Annotated in this window: 17 protein-coding genes; 7 read left to right on the top strand and 10 right to left on the bottom strand. The window is 63.1% G+C overall.

Annotation, left to right across the window (positions count from 1 at the left end; genetic code table 11):
* Positions 1-36 precede the first annotated feature (36 nt).
* The gene (locus IG169_RS22015; RefSeq protein WP_193178401.1) at positions 37-435 is read left to right on the top strand and encodes an NADH:ubiquinone oxidoreductase subunit NDUFA12; all 399 of its coding nucleotides are present in this window, start codon (positions 37-39) and stop codon (positions 433-435) included.
* 123 nt (positions 436-558) lie between these two features.
* Positions 559-975, top strand: a complete 417-nt coding sequence (locus IG169_RS22010) for a DUF2155 domain-containing protein (protein ID WP_428982279.1) — start codon at positions 559-561, stop codon at positions 973-975.
* Positions 976-988: 13 nt separating this feature from the next.
* Here IG169_RS22010 and aat read toward each other — a convergent pair whose 3' ends face one another.
* The 6 genes from aat to IG169_RS21980 all read right to left on the bottom strand — a co-directional run bounded on the left by aat (position 989) and on the right by IG169_RS21980 (position 6361).
* Positions 989-1609, bottom strand: a complete 621-nt coding sequence (aat, locus tag IG169_RS22005; protein WP_193178399.1) for a leucyl/phenylalanyl-tRNA--protein transferase — start codon at positions 1607-1609, stop codon at positions 989-991.
* Positions 1610-1666: 57 nt separating this feature from the next.
* The gene (accC, locus tag IG169_RS22000) at positions 1667-3016 is read right to left on the bottom strand and encodes an acetyl-CoA carboxylase biotin carboxylase subunit (protein ID WP_193178398.1); all 1350 of its coding nucleotides are present in this window, start codon (positions 3014-3016) and stop codon (positions 1667-1669) included.
* A gap of 10 nt (positions 3017-3026) precedes the next feature.
* Positions 3027-3500: an acetyl-CoA carboxylase biotin carboxyl carrier protein gene (gene accB, locus IG169_RS21995; protein WP_193178397.1), complete on the bottom strand. Its 474-nt coding sequence runs from the start codon at positions 3498-3500 to the stop codon at positions 3027-3029.
* An 18-nt stretch (positions 3501-3518) separates the two neighbouring features.
* Entirely contained in the window at positions 3519-3965 is a 447-nt protein-coding gene (aroQ, locus tag IG169_RS21990) for a type II 3-dehydroquinate dehydratase (protein ID WP_193178396.1), read from the bottom strand.
* A 160-nt stretch (positions 3966-4125) separates the two neighbouring features.
* A complete protein-coding gene (locus IG169_RS21985) occupies positions 4126-4896 on the bottom strand; it encodes a DsbA family protein (RefSeq protein WP_193178395.1) in 771 nt (256 codons plus the stop codon).
* A gap of 25 nt (positions 4897-4921) precedes the next feature.
* Positions 4922-6361: a M48 family metalloprotease gene (locus tag IG169_RS21980; protein WP_210326137.1), complete on the bottom strand. Its 1440-nt coding sequence runs from the start codon at positions 6359-6361 to the stop codon at positions 4922-4924.
* A 61-nt stretch (positions 6362-6422) separates the two neighbouring features.
* Between IG169_RS21980 and IG169_RS21975 the strand changes: the two genes are divergently transcribed.
* Positions 6423-7577: a pyridoxal phosphate-dependent aminotransferase gene (locus tag IG169_RS21975; protein WP_193178394.1), complete on the top strand. Its 1155-nt coding sequence runs from the start codon at positions 6423-6425 to the stop codon at positions 7575-7577.
* Here IG169_RS21975 and IG169_RS21970 read toward each other — a convergent pair.
* Together IG169_RS21970 and IG169_RS21965 are read right to left on the bottom strand one after the other, a co-directional pair.
* The gene (locus tag IG169_RS21970; protein WP_193178393.1) at positions 7574-8113 is read right to left on the bottom strand and encodes a DUF1697 domain-containing protein; all 540 of its coding nucleotides are present in this window, start codon (positions 8111-8113) and stop codon (positions 7574-7576) included. The genes IG169_RS21975 and IG169_RS21970 overlap by 4 nt on opposite strands.
* Positions 8114-8165: 52 nt before the next feature.
* Positions 8166-10955, bottom strand: a complete 2790-nt coding sequence (locus IG169_RS21965; protein ID WP_193178392.1) for an Rne/Rng family ribonuclease — start codon at positions 10953-10955, stop codon at positions 8166-8168.
* Positions 10956-11538: 583 nt separating this feature from the next.
* On the opposite strand from IG169_RS21965, the gene IG169_RS21960 reads away from it, so the two are divergent.
* The 3 genes from IG169_RS21960 (at position 11539) to prfB (ending at position 16591) form a co-directional block, all read left to right on the top strand.
* On the top strand, positions 11539-12753 hold the full coding sequence (locus IG169_RS21960; protein WP_193178391.1) for an N-acetylmuramoyl-L-alanine amidase: 1215 nt from the start codon (positions 11539-11541) through the stop codon (positions 12751-12753).
* Positions 12754-12920: 167 nt separating this feature from the next.
* Entirely contained in the window at positions 12921-15377 is a 2457-nt protein-coding gene (locus IG169_RS21955) for a penicillin-binding protein 1A (RefSeq protein WP_193178390.1), read from the top strand.
* Between the two features lie 82 nt (positions 15378-15459).
* Positions 15460-16591 (top strand): peptide chain release factor 2 gene (gene prfB / locus IG169_RS21950; protein WP_193178389.1). Its coding sequence is split into 2 segments (ribosomal slippage): positions 15460-15528 and positions 15530-16591, totalling 1131 coding nucleotides; the frame shifts between segments, so codons are not numbered across the junction.
* 62 nt (positions 16592-16653) lie between these two features.
* Here the strand turns inward: prfB and IG169_RS21945 are convergent.
* Entirely contained in the window at positions 16654-17109 is a 456-nt protein-coding gene (locus IG169_RS21945; RefSeq protein WP_193178388.1) for an SRPBCC family protein, read from the bottom strand.
* The gene (locus IG169_RS21940) at positions 17106-17354 is read right to left on the bottom strand and encodes a hypothetical protein (RefSeq protein WP_246717503.1); all 249 of its coding nucleotides are present in this window, start codon (positions 17352-17354) and stop codon (positions 17106-17108) included. Before IG169_RS21940 ends, IG169_RS21945 begins: the two co-directional genes overlap by 4 nt.
* A 211-nt stretch (positions 17355-17565) precedes the next feature.
* Here IG169_RS21940 and IG169_RS21935 point away from each other — a divergent pair, with 211 nt between their 5' ends.
* Positions 17566-17901 carry a hypothetical protein gene (locus IG169_RS21935; RefSeq protein WP_193178386.1) on the top strand — a complete coding sequence of 112 codons (336 nt, stop codon included), beginning with the start codon at positions 17566-17568 and terminating at the stop codon, positions 17899-17901.
* Positions 17902-17943 lie beyond the last annotated feature (42 nt).

Raw genomic sequence — 17943 nt, 5'->3', positions numbered from 1 at the left:
GCGGGGAAGCGACGAAACCGCGCCGGACATGACACGATGAAAGACTTCCTCATTCAGTTCTTCACCTGGTGGAACGGCCAGACGCTCGGAACGCGCTTCCACACATGGCGCAAGGGCGAACACGTCGGCGAGGACGAATTCGGCAATGTCTATTACCAGGGCGGCAAGGACGCCGAAGGGCGCACGCGCCGCTGGGTGATCTACAACGGCTATGCCGAGGCGACCTCGATTCCACCGGGCTGGCACGGTTGGATGCACCATCGCACCGACACGCCGCCGTCGAAGGAAGATTACAAGCCGCGCGAGTGGCAGAAGCCGCATAAGCCGAACAAGACCGGCACCTCTGGCGCTTACCGTCCGCATGGCTCCATGTACACGCCGGAAAGCCGTCCGGTCGTCACCGGCGACTACGACGCATGGACGCCCGGCGAATAGGCGGACTTTCTGCGGCAGGTCGCATCGCGACCGCGCTTCTGCCACAACTATGCATTAGTGATTCCGGTCATTCGGCGGAACCGTAAATTGCACAGGACGACAATGCCCGGTTTTCTCAAGTCTATGGCGGCTCTCGGCGTGTTCGCGGCCACGGTTGCCGCGGCGCCGGCCTTGGCCGAGCGGTCGGAAAATCCGGTGGCGCAGTTCTCCGGCATCGACAAGATCACCGGCCGCACCATCACCTTCGACGTCTATATCAACGAGACGGTGCAGTTCGGCGCGCTGCAGGTGACGCCGCGCGTGTGCTATTCACGCACCGACAACGAGGCGCCGGGGTCTGATTCCTTTGTCGAGGTCGACGAAATCACCCTCGACCGCAAGATCCGGCGCATCTTTACCGGCTGGATGTACGCCGACAGCCCCGGCCTGAACGCCGTGGAGCATCCGGTCTATGACGTCTGGCTGAAAGGCTGCAAGCAGAACTCCGACGTCCCGCCGCCGGACGAGCAGTCGGCCGGCAAGCAGCCCGCCGACAAGTAAGCCGCCTTCGCACTCAACCGAACTTCGCTTCGCCGATCAGCGCTTCGGCCAGCATGTCCTCGTATTCCTCGTGGGGCACGTCGATGGCGCCGAACCGCTTCAGGTGGTCGGTCGTGAACTGCGTGTCCAGCAGGATGAAACCGCGCTCCTTCAGCCGTTCGACAAGATGCACGAGGCAGATCTTCGACGCGTCGGTCTTGCGCGAAAACATGCTTTCGCCGAAAAACGCGCGCCCCAGGCTGACGCCGTAAAGCCCACCGACGAGTTGGTCGTCCTCCCAGGCCTCCACCGAATGCGCGTGCCCCATTTCGTGCAACTGGCAATAGAGTTCGCGGATCGGCCAGTTGATCCAGGTGCGCTCGCGCGTCTCCGTCGTTTCCGCGCAGGCGGCGATCACGGCGCGAAAGGCGGTGTTGAAGCGGATGTCGTAGGGCGCCTGGCGCACCCTCTTGGCGAGGCTTTTGGGAACGTGAAACGCGTCGAGCGGGATGACGCCGCGCATTTCCGGCTGGACCCAGAAGATCTCCGGATCATTGGCGTCGTCGGCCATCGGAAAGATGCCCGCCGCATAGGCGCGCAACAGGATCTGCGGTGTCAGGGCGCGCCGTTTCACTTCGTTTCCGTCACGTGTCATCGGCTGGCATTCCTGCCGTGCGCGCGGCCGCCTCCGGGATTGGTTCCGGCGATACCGTCAGTCGGCGTTCTTGGCCGCGAGATATTTTTCGAGCCAGTGGATGTCGTAGTCGCCATTGGCGATGTCGTGGTTCTGCACCAGATCCTGGAAAAGCGGCAGCGTCGACTTGATGCCGTCGACGACGAATTCGTCGAGGCAGCGCCTGAGCCGCATCATGCATTCCACGCGATTGCGCCCGTGCACGATCAGCTTGCCGATCAGGCTGTCGTAATAGGGCGGGATCTTGTAGCCCGCATAGACGCCGGAATCGACGCGAACGCCGAGGCCGCCCGGCGTATGATAATGCGTGATGGTTCCGGGCGAGGGCACGAAGGTATTCGGGTCTTCGGCGTTGATGCGGCACTCGATGGCGTGACCCTCGAAAGTGATCTCGCTCTGGCGCACCGACAGGCCGGCGCCCGACGCGACGCGCAACTGCTCGTGCACGAGGTCGATGCCGGTGATCGCTTCCGTCACCGGATGCTCGACCTGCAGGCGGGTGTTCATCTCGATGAAGAAAAACTCGCCATTCTCGTAAAGGAACTCGATCGTGCCGGCGCCGCGGTAGCCCATTTCGGCGATCGCGTTGGCGCAGATCTCACCGATTTCCTTGCGTTGTGTCGCGTTGAGCGCGGGCGAGTTGGCTTCTTCCCACACCTTCTGGTGCCGGCGCTGCAGCGAGCAGTCGCGCTCGCCGAGATGGATGCCCGCACCGGCGCCGTCGCCGACCACCTGCACCTCGATATGGCGCGGCTTGCCAAGGAACTTCTCGATATAGACCGCATCGTTGCCGAAGGCGGCGCCCGCCTCCGAGCGCGCTGTCTGCAGCGCGACGACGAGATCGTCTTCCGAACGCGCGACCTTCATGCCGCGTCCGCCGCCGCCGGCGGTCGCCTTGATGATGACCGGATAGCCGATGTCCGCGGCGATCTTCTTTGCCTCGTCCTCGTCCGTCACGCCGCCTTCGGAGCCGGGCACGACCGGAATGCCGAGACGCGCGGCGGTGCGCTTTGCCTCGATCTTGTCGCCCATCATCGAGATATGCTCGGCGGTCGGGCCGATGAAGGTAATGTTGTGGGCTTCCAGGATCTCCGCGAACTTGGCGTTTTCCGACAGGAATCCGTAGCCCGGATGAACGGCGTCCGCGCCCGTGATTTCGCAGGCGGCGACGATCTGGTGGATGTTCAGGTAGCTGTCGCGCGACGGCGGCGGGCCGATGCAAACGCTTTCGTCTGCGAGGCGCACATGCATCGCCGTTTCGTCGGCGGTGGAATGCACCGCGACCGTCGGAATGCCGAGCTCCTTGCAGGCGCGCAGCACACGCAGTGCGATTTCTCCGCGATTGGCGATGAGAACCTTGTTGAACATGCCGCCCGCCTTACGCGATGACCACGAGCGGCTGGCCGTATTCGACGGGCTCGGAATCAGTGACGAGGATCTCCGTGATCGTGCCGGCGCGCGTCGCCGGGATCTGGTTCATCGTCTTCATCGCCTCGATGATCAGCAAGGTCTGGCCTTCCTTGACCGTCTGGCCGACTTCGACGAACGGAGCGGCGCCCGGCGCGGGCGAAAGATAGGCGGTTCCTACCATCGGCGAGGGCACTTCATGGCCGGAGCGTGCCGGTGCGGCCTCGCCCTGCGGTGCCTGGTGGGCTGCGGCCGGCTGCGGCGCTGCCGCCGCGGCCTGCGGGACCGGAGCCGCCTGGACATAGGCTGGCGCCGGCATTTCGCGCGATACGCGAATGCGCAAATCGCCCTGCTCGATCTCGATTTCGGTGAGGTCGGTTTCCGTCAGAATGGCGGCGAGGTCTTTGACCAGCCCCGTGTCAATCGCCGGCTTGCGTTCAGCCATGTTGCCCTCGAATATCTCTTATCCGTCGTTTCTCATATGAACGGCCAGTGCGCGCATCGCAAGCAAATAGCCCTCGGTGCCGAGACCGCAGATCATGCCCTTCGCCACCGGGGTGACGTATGAGCGATGGCGGAAATGTTCGCGAGAATGGATGTTGGAGATATGAATCTCCACAACCACCGCTCCCGATCCCGCGATCGCGTCGCGCAACGCCACCGAAGTGTGCGAATAGGCGCCCGGATTGAACACCACGCCCGTGCCATCGATGCCGGCCTGCTGCAGCCGGTCGACGAGTTCGCCCTCGTGGTTCGACTGGAAAGCCGAGACCTCGAAGCCGAGTTCCTTGCCGAGGCTTTCGCAGGCCGCAACCACGTCGCCCAGCGTCTGTGATCCGTAGGTCGCCGGTTCGCGCCTGCCGAGCAGGTTCAGATTCGGGCCGTTGAGGATCAGGATGCTTTGTGCCATCGCGCGGTTCGCCGTCATTCGTTGTTGTCGCGAATTGCCGTTCGCGGATGGGTAGTGCTTGCGGGAGCCGCGGGCAAGGGGTTTGCCCCCTTTTGCCCGCCAAAACCCGTCATGCGCACATGATTTTGCACGCGAAAAACCCTGAACCGCTTTGCGTCGCCTAGCAGACAGTCGAACCGCAGGCGCGCACATTGGCGACCTTGGTGGTCAGGACGTCCTCTCCGAGGGCGCCGGAGATCACTTCGTCGCCGATCACATAGGCGGGCGTGCCGTTGATGCCGAGGTCGTTGGCGAGCTTGTAGGTCGCCTGGATCCGCTGCGTGACGCTGGCATCGGCCATCTTCGCGCGCAGCGCGTCCTCGTCGGCGCCGAGTTCCTTCGCGATGCGTATTGCGACATCCTCATCGGCGCGTCCGTCGAACCCGAGCAGGCGCAGGTGGAAGGCGGTGTATTTGTCCGGATAGAGATCGTTGAAGGCGAACGCCACGCGATGCGCGGCGACCGAATCCGGGCCGAGGATCGGGAATTCCTTCAGCACGAATTTCAACTCGCTGTCGTTCTCCATCATCGAAACCATGTCGCTGAGCGCGCGCCGGCAGTAGCCGCAATTGTAGTCGAAGAACTCGACCACCGTGGCGGTGCCGTCGGGATTGCCGAGAACCGGATCGGTCGCGTTGTCGAAGATCTTCGTGCTCTGCGCGGTAATCGCATCCTTCTGCTGATCGCGCTGCGCGGCGGTCTGCTTGGCTTCGAGCGCGTCCTGCACTTCCAGCATCACTTCGGGATTGGCGAGCAGGTAGTCGCGGACGATCGACTCGATCTCCTTGCGCTGCGCCGCATCGAACGCGGCGGCCGGGCCGGCGGCGGCCGGCAACACGACGGTAGCCGCGACCGCTGATGTCAGGAGGAACTTGCGAAGACTGAATGTCATATACGGACCTTTCGAAACTTGTGGGTCAGCGAGACCGCGGGATTTGAAAACGTTGAATGTCGTCCGCACGGAGCCACTCCGGCGAATCCTTCTTGAAACGGCGTTTGGCGCGCGCGGCAAAAGCCTTTGCATCCCTATACCGGCCGGAATGAAAATTTTCTTCCGCCGTGGCCAGATCCGCGTTACCGATATCGCCGAGCCGTCCGTAGGCCATGGCGAGGTGCTGGTAGGCGGCCGGATTGACCGGGTCGATCGACAGCGAGACTTCCAGTTCGCCGACCGCGCGCCGCAGGCTCTGCGGATCGCCTTCCAGCACCAGTGCATGGCCGAGCGAACTCTGGATCAGCCCCGAGCCGTCCTTTTCGTATTTCACGGCCTGGCTGAACGCGGCGACGGCGCCCTTGGCGTCCTGCGCCTTCAACTCGATCTCGCCCTTTATTTCGTAGAAATAGGGATTGGAGCGATCGCCGGCGATCAGCTTGTCGATCATCGGCAGCGCCTGGCGCGGCGATCCGTAGAGGAATGTCGCAATCGCGCGTCCATACTGCGCGGCGCGCGGGCTCTTGGTCTTCCTGGCAAAGCTTTCCACCGCCGACGGCCCGCCCGTATAGGCGAGGATCTTTGCGCGCGCCATGTCGTGGCGTTCCTGCAGTTTGGCGGAATCGGTCTTGTTGAAATACGGGCTTTTCTTCGCGATGTCCTCAAGCGCGGAAATGCGGTCGCGCGGCATCGGATGGCTGACCCGGTAGGGATCGATTCGGTCGCTGATCAGCGCGATCGAGCGCTGCAGATGCTCGAAGGTCGTCAACAGCCCCTTCGGCGACTGGTGTGTCTTGTTCAGGTAGCTGACGGCCGAGCGGTCGGCCGTCAGCTCCTCGCTGCGCTGATAGGTCAACAGGCCGCGTTTGGCGGCTTCGGCGCCGCCGATCGCCAGCCCCGTGCCGGCGTGGGCGGCCGCCCGGTTGCCGGTGGCGCCGCCGGCGATAGCCGCGGACATGCCGAGCAGGGCAGTGACGACCGAGATCGTCTGTGCCCGGTCAAGCTGCTGGCGCAGACGCTGCTGGTGCCCTCCGGCAAGATGCCCGATTTCATGCGCCAGGACACCGATCACCTCGTTCGGCGTGTCCGATTCGATGATCGTGCCGGTGTTGACGAAGATCTTGCGCCCCGAAACGAAGGCGTTGAAGGATGGCGAGTTGACGAGCACGACCTCGGTGTGGCGGCTTTGCAATCCGGCAGCCTTGAGCAGCGGCGTCGCATAGTCGCTCAACAGCTTCTCTATTTCCGCATCGCGCACGATCGGAAGCCTGGATTGCTGGGCATGCACGGGAAATGCCGCGCTGAAAAGAACTGCGCCTGCGGTAATCCACGTCGCTAGACGTCTAGCCAATTGGCAAATCTCCGTTGTCTGTGCTTTTACAGCCCACACAGCCAAGTGGGCTAACGCGATTTGCCCGTCAATCATAGCAAAAACAAGGCCCGCACACCCGAACGTGAATGCGGGACTGCACCAAGGGGAATGCCTGATGACCATATTGTCGGCCCGCGGCGCGGTGGAGCCTTTCCATGCCATGGACGTGCTGCGCGAGGCGAATGCGCTGTCGAGCGCCGGCCATGACGTCTTGTCGTTGGCGGTCGGCCAGCCCTCGGCTTCCGCGCCGCAGGGCGTGCTCGATGCCGCGGCGGCGGCGTTGCGCGTCGAGAAACTCGGCTACACTGACGCGCTCGGGCGCATGGAGACGCGCCGCGCCATCGCGGCGCACTATGCCAGCCGTTACGGTGCCGACGTGCCGGTCGGCCGCATTGCCGTCACCACCGGGTCGTCGGCGGGGTTTTCGCTGGCCTTTCTCGCCGTTACCGATCCCGGCGGCCGTGTCGCGATCACAGCGCCCGGCTATCCGGCCTATCGCAACATTATCAAGGCCTTGTCGCTTGAGGCCGTCGAGATCGAGACCGACCCGGCAGAAGATCACATGCTGACTGTCGAGGCCTTGGAAAAGGCGCACCGGCAAAAACGCATCGACACGCTGCTGATCGCCAGCCCCGCCAATCCGACCGGCGCAGTCACCGACCGGCATCATCTGGCCGCGTTGATGGATTTCTGCGGCGACGAAGACATCGCTTTCATCTCCGACGAGATCTATCACGGCCTGCGTTACACCGGTGACGACCGCACCGCGCTGTCGCATTCCAACGACGTCATCGTCATCAATTCCTTTTCCAAATACTATTGCATGACCGGCTGGCGGATCGGCTGGATGGTGCTGCCCGAGGATATGGTGCGCCAGGTCGAGCGTCTCGCCCAGAGCCTTTACATCTCCGCGCCGGACCTGTCGCAAATCGCCGCACCGAAGGCCTTCGAATGCACCGGCGAACTGGAAGCGATCAAGGACGGCTACCGCGCCAACCGCGAACTGTTGCTCGAGCGCCTGCCGGCGATGGGCATTTCCTTCGCCGCGCCGCCGGACGGCGCGTTCTACGCCTGGTGCGACGTCAGCGCCCATACGAACGACTCGATGGATTTCGCCAAACGCATGCTGTCGGAAATCCATGTCGCCACCGCGCCCGGCCTCGATTTCGATCCGGTCAACGGTCCGCGCTTCATGCGGTTTTCCTATGCCGGTTCGACCGACACCGTCGCGCGCGCGCTCGACCGCATGGGGAAATGGCTCGCCCGCTAGCCTGTCAGACCGCGCGCCAATTCGGCGATCTTCATCACGGAAGCGATGTTGCGACCGGTCATGTCGGCCTTGACGAACTGGCCGAGTTTCTGGGCGACGGGCGAGCGGCCGGCGCCATGCGGCAGGTAGAGATAGAGCACGTCGCCGGTCAGCGCGAAGTCCTCGCCGGGCTGGGCGACGGCGCGCAATCCGTCGAAATCGGCCTTGGCGGGCGGTTCGGCGAGAAACTGCAGATGCACAAATTTCGGATTGTCCGCCGGGAACGGATTGCTGGTGATCGCGGCCTCCAGTTCGTCCGGTGTCAGCACGAAGGCCGTCGGACGGAAACCGAACTCGCCCTCGATCAGGCCGGAAACGGTCTTGCCGATGCGGTCCCGGTCCTCAATCTCGGAACGGAATACGCAATTGCCGCTCTGGATGTAAGTCTGAACATGGGAAAGTCCCGCATTTTCAAGAAGTTCACGCAATCTCTTCATCGGCACGATATGGTGGCCGCCGATATTGATCCCGCGTAAAAGGACGATCCATGTCACCATGTCGGTGCCTCCCGGAAATGAAAAAGGCGGGATCAACCCGCCTTTTATCGTCCTAGAAGAAACCCTTGCGAGACCACCAGCCGGTGCGCTTGGGCTTCTCTTTCGCATCGCCCTCGGAGGTCACCACCGGTTCGACGTCGAGATTGAGCGTTTCGGCCGTCGCGCGGCGGCGTGAAGGTTTTTCTTCCTCGTCTTCCGGCGTCTCGACCGCATTGTCGTTGGCGACGGCAGCCTCTTTCGGCGCGGTCGGCGCTTCCACGGCGACCGGCTCGGGCTCGGCCGGCATGGCCTCCGGTTCGGCTTCGGGCGCCGGCTCGGGTTCCGCCATGACCTCCACCTCAGGCACTTCCGTCACGTCTTGCGCTTCGGCCTCGGCCTCGGCCCGCTGCTGTTCGGCGGCAAGCCTGGCGGCTTCCTCCTCGGCGGCGATCATGTCGGCGAGCGGGCCGACGGGCTCTGCCGCCGGGGTGCGGAACGGCCGCCGGTCGCGACCGCCACGCCGGCCGCGCGAGCGCCGGCGTTTCTTGCCACGGTCGCCGCGGTCTTCGCCGCGTTCCTCGTCACTGTCCGGTTCGGACTGTGCCTCGACATCCGTCTCGTCGTCTTCGCGGCCCTTGCCGCCACGGCGGCGGCGGCGGCGGCGCTTCTTGTTGCGGCCGTCGTCCTCGTCTTCGTCCTCGCTCCGGGCTTCCGCGGTGTCTTCCGATACTTCCTCTTCCTCGACGATCTCGATGTCCTCGTCCTCGTCAAGGTCGCCGTAATCCGGCCGGACAGGCTGGACGCGCGGCAGGTCGGACACTTCACCCTTGTCGATGGCGAACAGCTCCGTGCCGATGTCGGGATCGGCGAGCACCGCGATGTGCAGGCCGAACCGGCTTTCCATGTCGGTGAGCGTGTCGCGCTTGTGGTTGAGGATGTAGAGCGCCGTGTCGGCCGAGGTGCGCACCGTGACATGGTGCTGGCCGTTGCGCATCAGGAAGTCCTCGAGCGAGCGGATGACATGCAGCGCGACCGATTGCTGCGAGCGCACATGACCGGTGCCGCCGCATTGCGGGCACGTCTGCATGGTGCTTTCGAGCACGCTGGAACGCATGCGCTGCCGTGACATCTCCAGAAGGCCGAAATGCGAAATCCGGCCGACCTGAATACGGGCGCGGTCGTTTTTGAGGCAATCCTTGAGTTTCTTCTCCACCGCACGGTTGTTGCGGTTCTCCTCCATGTCGATGAAGTCGATCACGATCAGGCCTGCGAGGTCGCGCAGGCGCAACTGCCGCGCCACTTCTTCCGCTGCCTCGAGATTCGTCTGCAGCGCGGTGTCCTCGATCGAATGCTCGCGCGTCGACTTGCCGGAGTTGACGTCGATGGCGACGAGCGCCTCGGTCTGGTTGATGATGATGTAGCCGCCGGATTTCAGCCGGACGCTCGGCTGGAGCAGGCCGTCGAGCTGCGCCTCCATACCGGTCTTGGCGAAAATCGGCTGCGACTCGCGCCACGGCTGAACCATCTTGGCGTGGCTCGGCATCAGCATCCGCATGAAGTCTTTCGCCTCGCGGTAGCCATCCTCGCCGGCGACGAGGATCTCGTCGATATCCTTGTTGTAGAGGTCGCGGATCGAGCGCTTGATCAGGCTGCCTTCCTCGTAGACGAGGGCCGGCGCCGTGGAGGCGAGCGTCAGGTCGCGCACGCTGTCCCACATGCGCATAAGATATTCATAGTCGCGCTTGATCTCGGGCTTGGTGCGGTTGGCACCGGCCGTCCGCAGGATCACGCCCATGCCCTGCGGCACTTGCAGTTCCCTGACGACTTCCTTGAGCCGTTTGCGGTCGGTCGCCTGGGTGATCTTGCGCGAAATCCCGCCGCCGCGTGCCGTGTTCGGCATCAGCACCGAATAGCGTCCGGCAAGCGAAAGATAGGTCGTCAGCGCGGCGCCCTTGTTGCCGCGTTCTTCCTTGACCACCTGCACGAGGATGATCTGGCGGCGCTTGATGACTTCCTGGATCTTGTACTGGCGGCGCTGCACGCGCTGGCGGGGCCGCGCCTCCTCCATCGCGTCATCGCTGCCGACCGTGTCGATCTCGTCGTCGTCGTCGGAATCGTCGTCGTCATCGTTTTCGTCGTCGTCATTGGCGCCGCGCCCGCGGCTGGGCCGGCCGCGACGACGACCGCGACCGCGCCGGCGGCGGGAACCGCCATCCTCGTCGTCGCCATCGTCCGAGTCGGTTTCACCGGTTTCGTCCCCGTTTTCCTCGTTCTCTTCGCCGTCCTCGCCGAAGGGCGCTTCGGAGATCACATTGCCGTCGTCCGCCGCGCGTGCGGCCATCGTTTCCGGCGTTGTCTCGTCGTCCGCGCCGTCTTCGGCTTCGGTCTCGACGGTTTCGCGGGCCTCCCAGGCGGCCAGGATGTCGTCCATCGCGACCGGTTCGGCGTCCGGGGCCGCGGACCGCGCATCGGATCTTGTCTCGCGCTTGGTCCCCCGGCTCTTGCGTCCGCCGCGGCGGCGCCGCGATTTGCGGTTATCGCTTGCTTCCTGCTCTTCCTCTTCCTCCTCTTCGGCGAAGCGCGCCTCTTCGGCGAGCAGCGCCTGGCGGTCGGCGAGCGGGATCTGGTAGTAGTCGGGATGGATTTCCGAGAAGGCGAGGAAACCATGGCGATTGCCGCCATAGTCCACGAACGCTGCCTGCAGGGAGGGTTCGACCCGCGTTACCTTCGCCAGGTAAATATTGCCGCGGATCTGCTTCTTGTGTTCGGATTCGAAATCGAAATCTTCGAGACGGCTACCTTTGACGACAACGACGCGGGTTTCCTCCCGGTGGGAGGCATCGATGAGCATTTTGTTTGACATTGATTCTTGTTCCGGCAGCCGCGCATTCATCCGGAGGTTGCAACCGGGTGCGCTTCGTCCGACGCATTGCGGACCGAGTTCTGCTGCTTATTGAAAGTTTTGCTAGCGCGCATGACGCTACGTCAGAAACGGGAGTGTCTAGCCTCTGCCGCGTCTCTGCGTTTGGTCTGGTCGATAAATACACCATGAAAAGGCCAACAAAACGACTACATTAGGGCTCCCCAACGGAAGCCGGCTCAATTTGCTCTTGTTCAAGAGCTGGGCTCGCATTCATGGAGCCCGGTGGATACTGCCGCCAGCTTACAACCAAACTGGCAGGCGAAACCTTCGAAACTGACAGGGTGCGGATTGACGCTCCTCTGCATTGTCAATTTAGAATTTTGGTTCCGGCGCTGCAAGCGATTTAATTTCGAGGCGATATCGACCGATTCCCGTAATTGCTTGACATCGGTCGGCGCGGTAAAGAACCGGTTAACCATGATGGCATAATCGAACCGGTACGATTGCAGCGGTGGCACGGTTGTTGTTCGACTGGAAAGCCGACATGCTTTGATCGACGGAAGGGACTTGCGGAAGGGGACTGATGCGCCAGGCGGGACTGCTTCTGACCGTGATAATGATTGTCCTGTCGCCGCTTGCGGCGTTCGCCGCGCCTGCGCCGGTGGCGCTCGACATGCGTATCGCGGGAGATGATTCGGTCACACGTATCGTCGTCGAATTCGACCGTCCGATCGACGTTTCCCACCAACTGCTCGACAAGCCCTGGCGCCTGGTGCTCGATTTCAACAAGATCGGATACGGTTTCAGCGACGACGTGGTCGGCGACAAGGGGCTGATTTCCGGCCTGCGTTACGGCGATATGGGCGGCAACCATTCGCGCATCATCTTCCAGGCGCGCCACCCGTTTCGAATCCGCAAGATGGCGACGCGCGCCGAGGGGGAAAGCGGCCGCTACAATCTGGTCATCGATCTCGAGGTCACCGGCCAGGAGGCGTTCGAGAAGGCGCTCGACCGGTCGCTTACGACCAGCGCCGTCGTCAACACAGCGCAGAAACGCGATCGCCTCGGCGCGACCCGCGAAAAGGACAGGCCCTTCACCATCATCATCGATCCCGGCCACGGCGGCATCGACGACGGTGCCAAGGGGGTCGGCGGCACGCTCGAGAAGGATGTGACGCTGGCATTCGCGAAGACGCTTCGCGACGCATTGACCCGCGAGACCGAGGCGCAGGTCTTCATGACCCGCGACGACGATGTGTTCGTCGCGCTGGCCGACCGGACCGGATTCGCGCGCCAGCACGAGGCCGACCTCTTCATTTCCATCCATGCCGATTTTCTGCGTCAGCACGGCGTTCGGGGCGCGACGGTCTATACGATCTCCGAAAAGGCGTCGGACCAGGTCGCCGCAACGGTTGCGGCGAACGAGAATCTTGCCGATTCCGTTGCCGGTGTGGAATTGCCGGCGGACGAGAGCGACGTGTCCGATATCCTTGTCGACCTGGCGCGCCGCGAGACGCTCGGCTTTTCGGTGCAGTTCGCGCGCCTCGCGATCTCAGACATGAAGGGCTTTGCGCGCCTCATCAAGAATCCGCATCGCTATGCCGGCTTCCGCGTGCTGAAGGCACCCGACGTTCCCTCCGTCCTGATCGAGCTCGGCTATTTGTCCAACAAGGACGACGAAAAGCTGATGAACGAGAACGAGTGGCGTCGCGGCGTCGCCGACAGGCTGGTCGATGCCATCGAAAAGTTTGCCGCCCTGTCCTCGAGGCGGCTTGCGGCGAAGTCCTCATCGGATTAACGCGATCTTCGACTTCGGTTTGCGCGTCCTTGTTGCCGAAAGGACACGCCATATTTGAACCGGTGCCACGGTGCCGTCCAATTTCGGTACGATGGCTGGTTACAACTGTGTGGCGACTCTTGTAGTTTTTCCGCGCAAGGCGCCGTAGCGCAGATGAAAGAGACGATATGCTTCGGTTGATTGGATATTTCTTCGGAATCGGAACGGTTGCGTTCCTGCTGGTGGCTGCCGGCGTGATTATCTATGTCGGCAATGTGACCAAGGATTTGCCCGATTACGAGGTGCTCGCCCGCTACGAGCCTCCGGTGATGACGCGTATCCATTCCGCCGATGGCGAGCTGATGGGCGAATTCGCCAAACAGCGCCGTCTCTACATTCCGATCCAGGCGGTTCCCGATCGCGTAAAGGCAGCCTTCATTTCGGCCGAGGACAAGAACTTCTACTCCCATTCGGGTGTGGATTTTCTCGCCTTGGCGCGCGCCGTCGTCACCAACGCCGAGACTTACGTTTCGGGAAGCGGCAAGCGCATGGTCGGCGCGTCGACGATCACCCAGCAGGTCGCCAAGAACTTCCTGCTGAGCAACGAGCGCACCGTCGACCGCAAGATCCGCGAAGCCGTGCTGTCCTTCCGCATCGAGCAGGCCTATTCCAAGGACCGCATCCTCGAACTCTACCTCAACGAGATATTCTTCGGGTCCGGCGCCTATGGCATCGCCGGCGCCGCGCTGACCTATTTCGGCAAGTCAGTCAACGAGTTGAACCTCCAAGAAGCCGCTTATCTCGCCGCGTTGCCCAAGGCACCGTCGAACTACGATCCCTATAACGACACGGAGGCGGCGATCGCGCGCCGCAACTGGATCATCGACCGGATGACCGAGAACGGCTACGTCACCGAGGAGGAGGCGCAGGTCGCCAAGAGCGAGCCGCTTGGCGTCCATTTCCGCCGCACCGCCAACCACGTATTCGCCTCGGAATATTTCACCGAGGAAGTGCGCAAGGAGATCATAGAACGCTATGGCGAAGACGCCCTCTATGAGGGTGGGCTGTCCGTGCGTTCCACGCTCGATCCGCACCTTCAGGTGCTTGCCCGCAAGGCGCTGCAGGACGGGCTGATCAAATACGATCGCGAGCATGACGGCTATCGCGGGCCGGTCGCGACGATTGACACGTCGGGAGACTGGGGCGCCCCGCTCGCGAAGGTCGACCGTCTGAGCGATGTTCCGGAATGGAACCTTGCCGTGGTTCTTTCTGTCGGCGAGGAGAGCGCGAAGCTCGGCCTGCGCCCCGACCGCAAGGCTTCCGGCGACGTCGCGCCGGAACGCGAGACGATCGAGCTTGCCGCTTCGGGCCTCGACTGGATCAAGACCACGAACATCGATGGCAACAGGAAGAAGGCCAGCGGCATCGGCGACGTGCTTCATGTCGGCGACGTCGTTTACGTCGAGAAGAAAGACGACGGCTACGAACTTCAGCAGGTGCCGAAAGTCTCGGGCGCGCTGATCTCGATGGACCCGAACACCGGCCGCGTGCTCGCCATGGTCGGTGGGTTTTCCTATTCGGAATCGCAGTTCAACCGTGCCACGCAGGCCTATCGCCAGCCCGGATCCGCCTTTAAGCCTTTCGTCTACGCCGCCGCGCTCGACAATGGTTACACGCCGGCCTCGGTGGTGCTCGACGCGCCGATCCAGCTCGTCTCGGGCGGCCAGGTCTGGGAGCCGAAGAACTACGGCGGCACCCATGCAGGTCCGTCGACGCTGCGCCTCGGCATCGAGCGCTCGCGCAACCTGATGACCGTGCGCCTCGCCAAGGACATGGGCATGCAGCTGGTCGCCGAATATGCCGAGCGTTTCGGCATCTATGATCATTTGCCGCCCTACCTCGCCATGGCGCTCGGCTCGGGCGAGACCACCGCGTTGCGTCTGGTCTCCGCCTACGCGGTGATCGCCAATGGCGGCCGCTCGATCGAGCCGTCCTTCATCGACCGTATCCAGGACCGCTACGGCCGCACGATCTACAAGCATGACCAGCGCGTTTGCGAGGGTTGTAATGCGTCGGATTGGCATGGCCAGGACGAACCGCAACTGATCGACAAACGCGAACAGGTCCTCGATCCGATGACCGCCTACCAGATCACCTCGATGATGGAAGGCGTGGTTCAGCGCGGCACGGCGACGTTGCTGCGCGACATGGGCCGTCCGCTCGCCGGCAAGACGGGCACGACCAACGAGGAAAAGGACGCCTGGTTCGTCGGCTTTACCCCGAACATGGTGACCGGCGTCTATATCGGCTTCGACAAGCCGACGCCGATGGGCCGCGGCGCGACCGGCGGCCATCTCGCCGCGCCGGTGTTCAAGGAGTTCATGAGCGCGGCGTTGAAGGACCAGCCGATCGCCGATTTCCGTCTTCCTGCCGGGATGACCGTGGTCGAGATCGACCGCAAGACCGGCATGCGCGCCACCGGCGGCGAGGATACCATTCTCGAGGCCTTCAAGCCCGGCACCGGCCCGGCGGATTCCTATCAGGTCATCGGTCTGGAGACGGTCGCGGTCCAGATGGAAGAGCAGCGCAAGATCTCGCCGCGCGCCCAGGAAGCCATCCAGAGTGGATCGTCCGGCCTGTTCTGACCTGCACCCTTTACACGGCCGTGCCGGGTGCCTAAAACCCGGCGCCGGTACACCGTTTCACGCGAATCCGAAGGACAAGAGAATGCGCGCCGAAACCGCGACGCTCGTCGACGACATCAAGCAGGCGATCAGCCTGCTGAGGAGGCATCTTTGACTGGGAACAGTCACTGAAACGCCTCGACTACCTCAATTCCCGCGCCGAGGATCCCGACCTCTGGAACAATGCCGACGAAGCGCAGAAGCTCATGCAGGAGCGCCAGCGCCTCGAAGAGATGGTGACGGCCATCCGCACCTACGATCAGACGCTGGAAGACAGCGTCGAACTGATCGCGATGGGCGAGGAAGAAGACGACCAGGAGACCATTGCCGAGGCCGAACAGGCGATTCGCGACCTGCAGGGCGCGATTGATAAGCGCTCGGTCGAGGCGCTGCTTTCCGGCGAGGCCGATGGCAACGATACCTTTATCGAAATCCACTCCGGAGCCGGCGGCACCGAGAGCCAGGACTGGGCGTCGATGCTTTTGCGCATGTACACGCGCTGGGCCGAGCGCCGCGGCTTCAAGGTCGAGGTCGTCGAATACCAGGCCGGCGAGGAAGCGGGCATCAAATCGGCGACGCTGCTGGTCAAGGGCCACAACGCCTATGGCTGGATGAAGACGGAATCGGGCGTCCACCGCCTGGTGCGCATCTCGCCCTACGACTCCAATGCGCGCCGCCATACCTCGTTCGCGTCCGCCTGGGTTTATCCGGTGATCGACGATTCCATCGATATCGAGGTTGCCGAGAGTGATTGCCGCATCGACACCTACCGCGCCTCGGGCGCCGGCGGCCAGCACGTCAATACGACGGACTCGGCCGTGCGCATCACCCACATCCCGAGCGGCATCGTGGTTCAGTGCCAGGCCGAGCGCTCGCAGCACAAGAACCGGGCGAGGGCGTGGGACATGCTGCGCGCCCGCTTGTACGAGGAAGAGCTGAAGCGGCGCGAGGCCGAGGCCAGCGCCACCGAGGCGACCAAGACGGAGATCGGCTGGGGTCACCAGATCCGTTCCTACGTCCTGCAGCCCTACCAGCTGGTCAAGGACCTGCGCACCGGCGTCGAATCATCCGCGCCTGGGGACGTTCTCGACGGCGATCTCGACGAGTTCATGGAGGCAGCGCTCGCGCACCGCGTCCATGGCGGCGAGGGCGTCGAGATTGAGGATGTGGACTGATCCAGATTAGCAAGACTAATCTATATTAGTATAACTGATCGAGATTAGCGGACTAATCCAGATTAGCTGGATGGCGGGGGCGTCTCGCGGGCCATTCTTCCGATTAGACAGGGCCACGCGCCGATCATCTCTGCGAAGGCCTCTTCCGTCATCGACGCGATATAGGTTTCGCCGGACGGCCCGAGCGACTGGATGTCGTAGCCGACCGTCACCAGCGTGGAACGGGCGTCACGGGCGCGGCACGTTACATCGACGAAGGCTGCGCGGCTGTCGGGCGTCAGCCGCAGATAACGCACATGGCAGGCTTCCGGTTCATAGGCCAGGCAGGTCCACCAGGTGCGTTCGTCACCGGTTCCGGTCGCAAACAGCATGTCCTTCTGTGTCTCGCCGTTTTCCGGCGCGAAATAGTCCGGTTGCCAGTCCGGCACCCAGTTCTCCTCGCCCTTCGGCGTGAACAGAGGGAAGGCCTCGTCGATCGGCAGGTCGACGGCGATGTCATGGCGATACGCTCTTCTCATCGTCCGGTCTCTATGTCGTCGGGCAGCTTGTGCGCATTCTCCGCCGTCAGCCGGCAGTCATAGACATCGCGCAGCTTGTCGATTACCGTGATCGTCTCCTCGGAAAATGGCGCCTTCCCCTCGAAGGCATGCAGCACGATGCCCTCGAGCAGATCGCCGAGGCTCATGTCCTTGTATTCCGCCAGTCCCTTGAGGACTTTGAGCAGCGGTGTCGCCATGCGGACGCCGGTCTGGGTCTTTTCCATAACGTTCTCCGTTATCATGTTACCAAGGTAACATATATTGCAACGAATACAAGCCGTCGCCGAAAAGCGAGGGTGCAGCCCGAAGGTTCGACCGGAAGTGCCAGGGGCCGGCGGCGACGAGCTGAAGGCCGGGAAAGAGATGTGACGCAATGCACAGTCACGGAACCTCGCGCGGTGTTACCCGTTTCTCATCCTGACAAGGAGCGAGACAATGGAACCGATTACTGCCGCCGTCATGCTGATTCTCGGATGCGACCACGCGATGATGGTCTGCCGCCAGATCCCCGAGCCCGCGCCGCATTACGCTTCCGTCGAAGCCTGCGAAGCGGACAAGGACATGCAGGTGCGTTTCGTCGACTTTCCGGTAGCCGTCGCAGATTGCATTGGGGTTCCGGGCCTTGCTCCTGGCGAGAAGGTCGCGATCGACTGGCGTCTCGATGCCGTCGGCAACCTGCTCGCCGATGCGGAACTGCGCGATGCCGCCCCGATGACAGCCGAGGTCAAGACCGATGCTCCGACTCTCGTCGCATCTGCGGGCGGGGTGTGAGCGCTTCGCCGGCAGGCGGTCCTGGAGTCTTCTTGCACCATC

Source organism: Oricola nitratireducens (assembly GCF_014904745.1).
In the GTDB taxonomy this organism is placed as follows: Bacteria; Pseudomonadota; Alphaproteobacteria; order Rhizobiales; family Rhizobiaceae; genus Oricola; species Oricola nitratireducens.
Note: the sequence above shows the minus strand (reverse complement) of the source record. Positions and strands in the feature narration are given on the sequence as shown.

Coding starts and splice junctions, on each gene's coding strand:
- IG169_RS22015 (WP_193178401.1), top strand. CDS start 37: ATGAAAGACTTCCTCATTCAGTTCTTCACCTGGTGGAACGGCCAGACG.
- IG169_RS22010 (WP_428982279.1), top strand. CDS start 559: ATGGCGGCTCTCGGCGTGTTCGCGGCCACGGTTGCCGCGGCGCCGGCC.
- aat (WP_193178399.1), bottom strand. CDS start 1,609: ATGACACGTGACGGAAACGAAGTGAAACGGCGCGCCCTGACACCGCAG.
- accC (WP_193178398.1), bottom strand. CDS start 3,016: ATGTTCAACAAGGTTCTCATCGCCAATCGCGGAGAAATCGCACTGCGT.
- accB (WP_193178397.1), bottom strand. CDS start 3,500: ATGGCTGAACGCAAGCCGGCGATTGACACGGGGCTGGTCAAAGACCTC.
- aroQ (WP_193178396.1), bottom strand. CDS start 3,965: ATGGCACAAAGCATCCTGATCCTCAACGGCCCGAATCTGAACCTGCTC.
- IG169_RS21985 (WP_193178395.1), bottom strand. CDS start 4,896: ATGACATTCAGTCTTCGCAAGTTCCTCCTGACATCAGCGGTCGCGGCT.
- IG169_RS21980 (WP_210326137.1), bottom strand. CDS start 6,361: ATGATTGACGGGCAAATCGCGTTAGCCCACTTGGCTGTGTGGGCTGTA.
- IG169_RS21975 (WP_193178394.1), top strand. CDS start 6,423: ATGACCATATTGTCGGCCCGCGGCGCGGTGGAGCCTTTCCATGCCATG.
- IG169_RS21970 (WP_193178393.1), bottom strand. CDS start 8,113: ATGGTGACATGGATCGTCCTTTTACGCGGGATCAATATCGGCGGCCAC.
- IG169_RS21965 (WP_193178392.1), bottom strand. CDS start 10,955: ATGTCAAACAAAATGCTCATCGATGCCTCCCACCGGGAGGAAACCCGC.
- IG169_RS21960 (WP_193178391.1), top strand. CDS start 11,539: ATGCGCCAGGCGGGACTGCTTCTGACCGTGATAATGATTGTCCTGTCG.
- IG169_RS21955 (WP_193178390.1), top strand. CDS start 12,921: ATGCTTCGGTTGATTGGATATTTCTTCGGAATCGGAACGGTTGCGTTC.
- IG169_RS21945 (WP_193178388.1), bottom strand. CDS start 17,109: ATGAGAAGAGCGTATCGCCATGACATCGCCGTCGACCTGCCGATCGAC.
- IG169_RS21940 (WP_246717503.1), bottom strand. CDS start 17,354: ATGGAAAAGACCCAGACCGGCGTCCGCATGGCGACACCGCTGCTCAAA.
- IG169_RS21935 (WP_193178386.1), top strand. CDS start 17,566: ATGGAACCGATTACTGCCGCCGTCATGCTGATTCTCGGATGCGACCAC.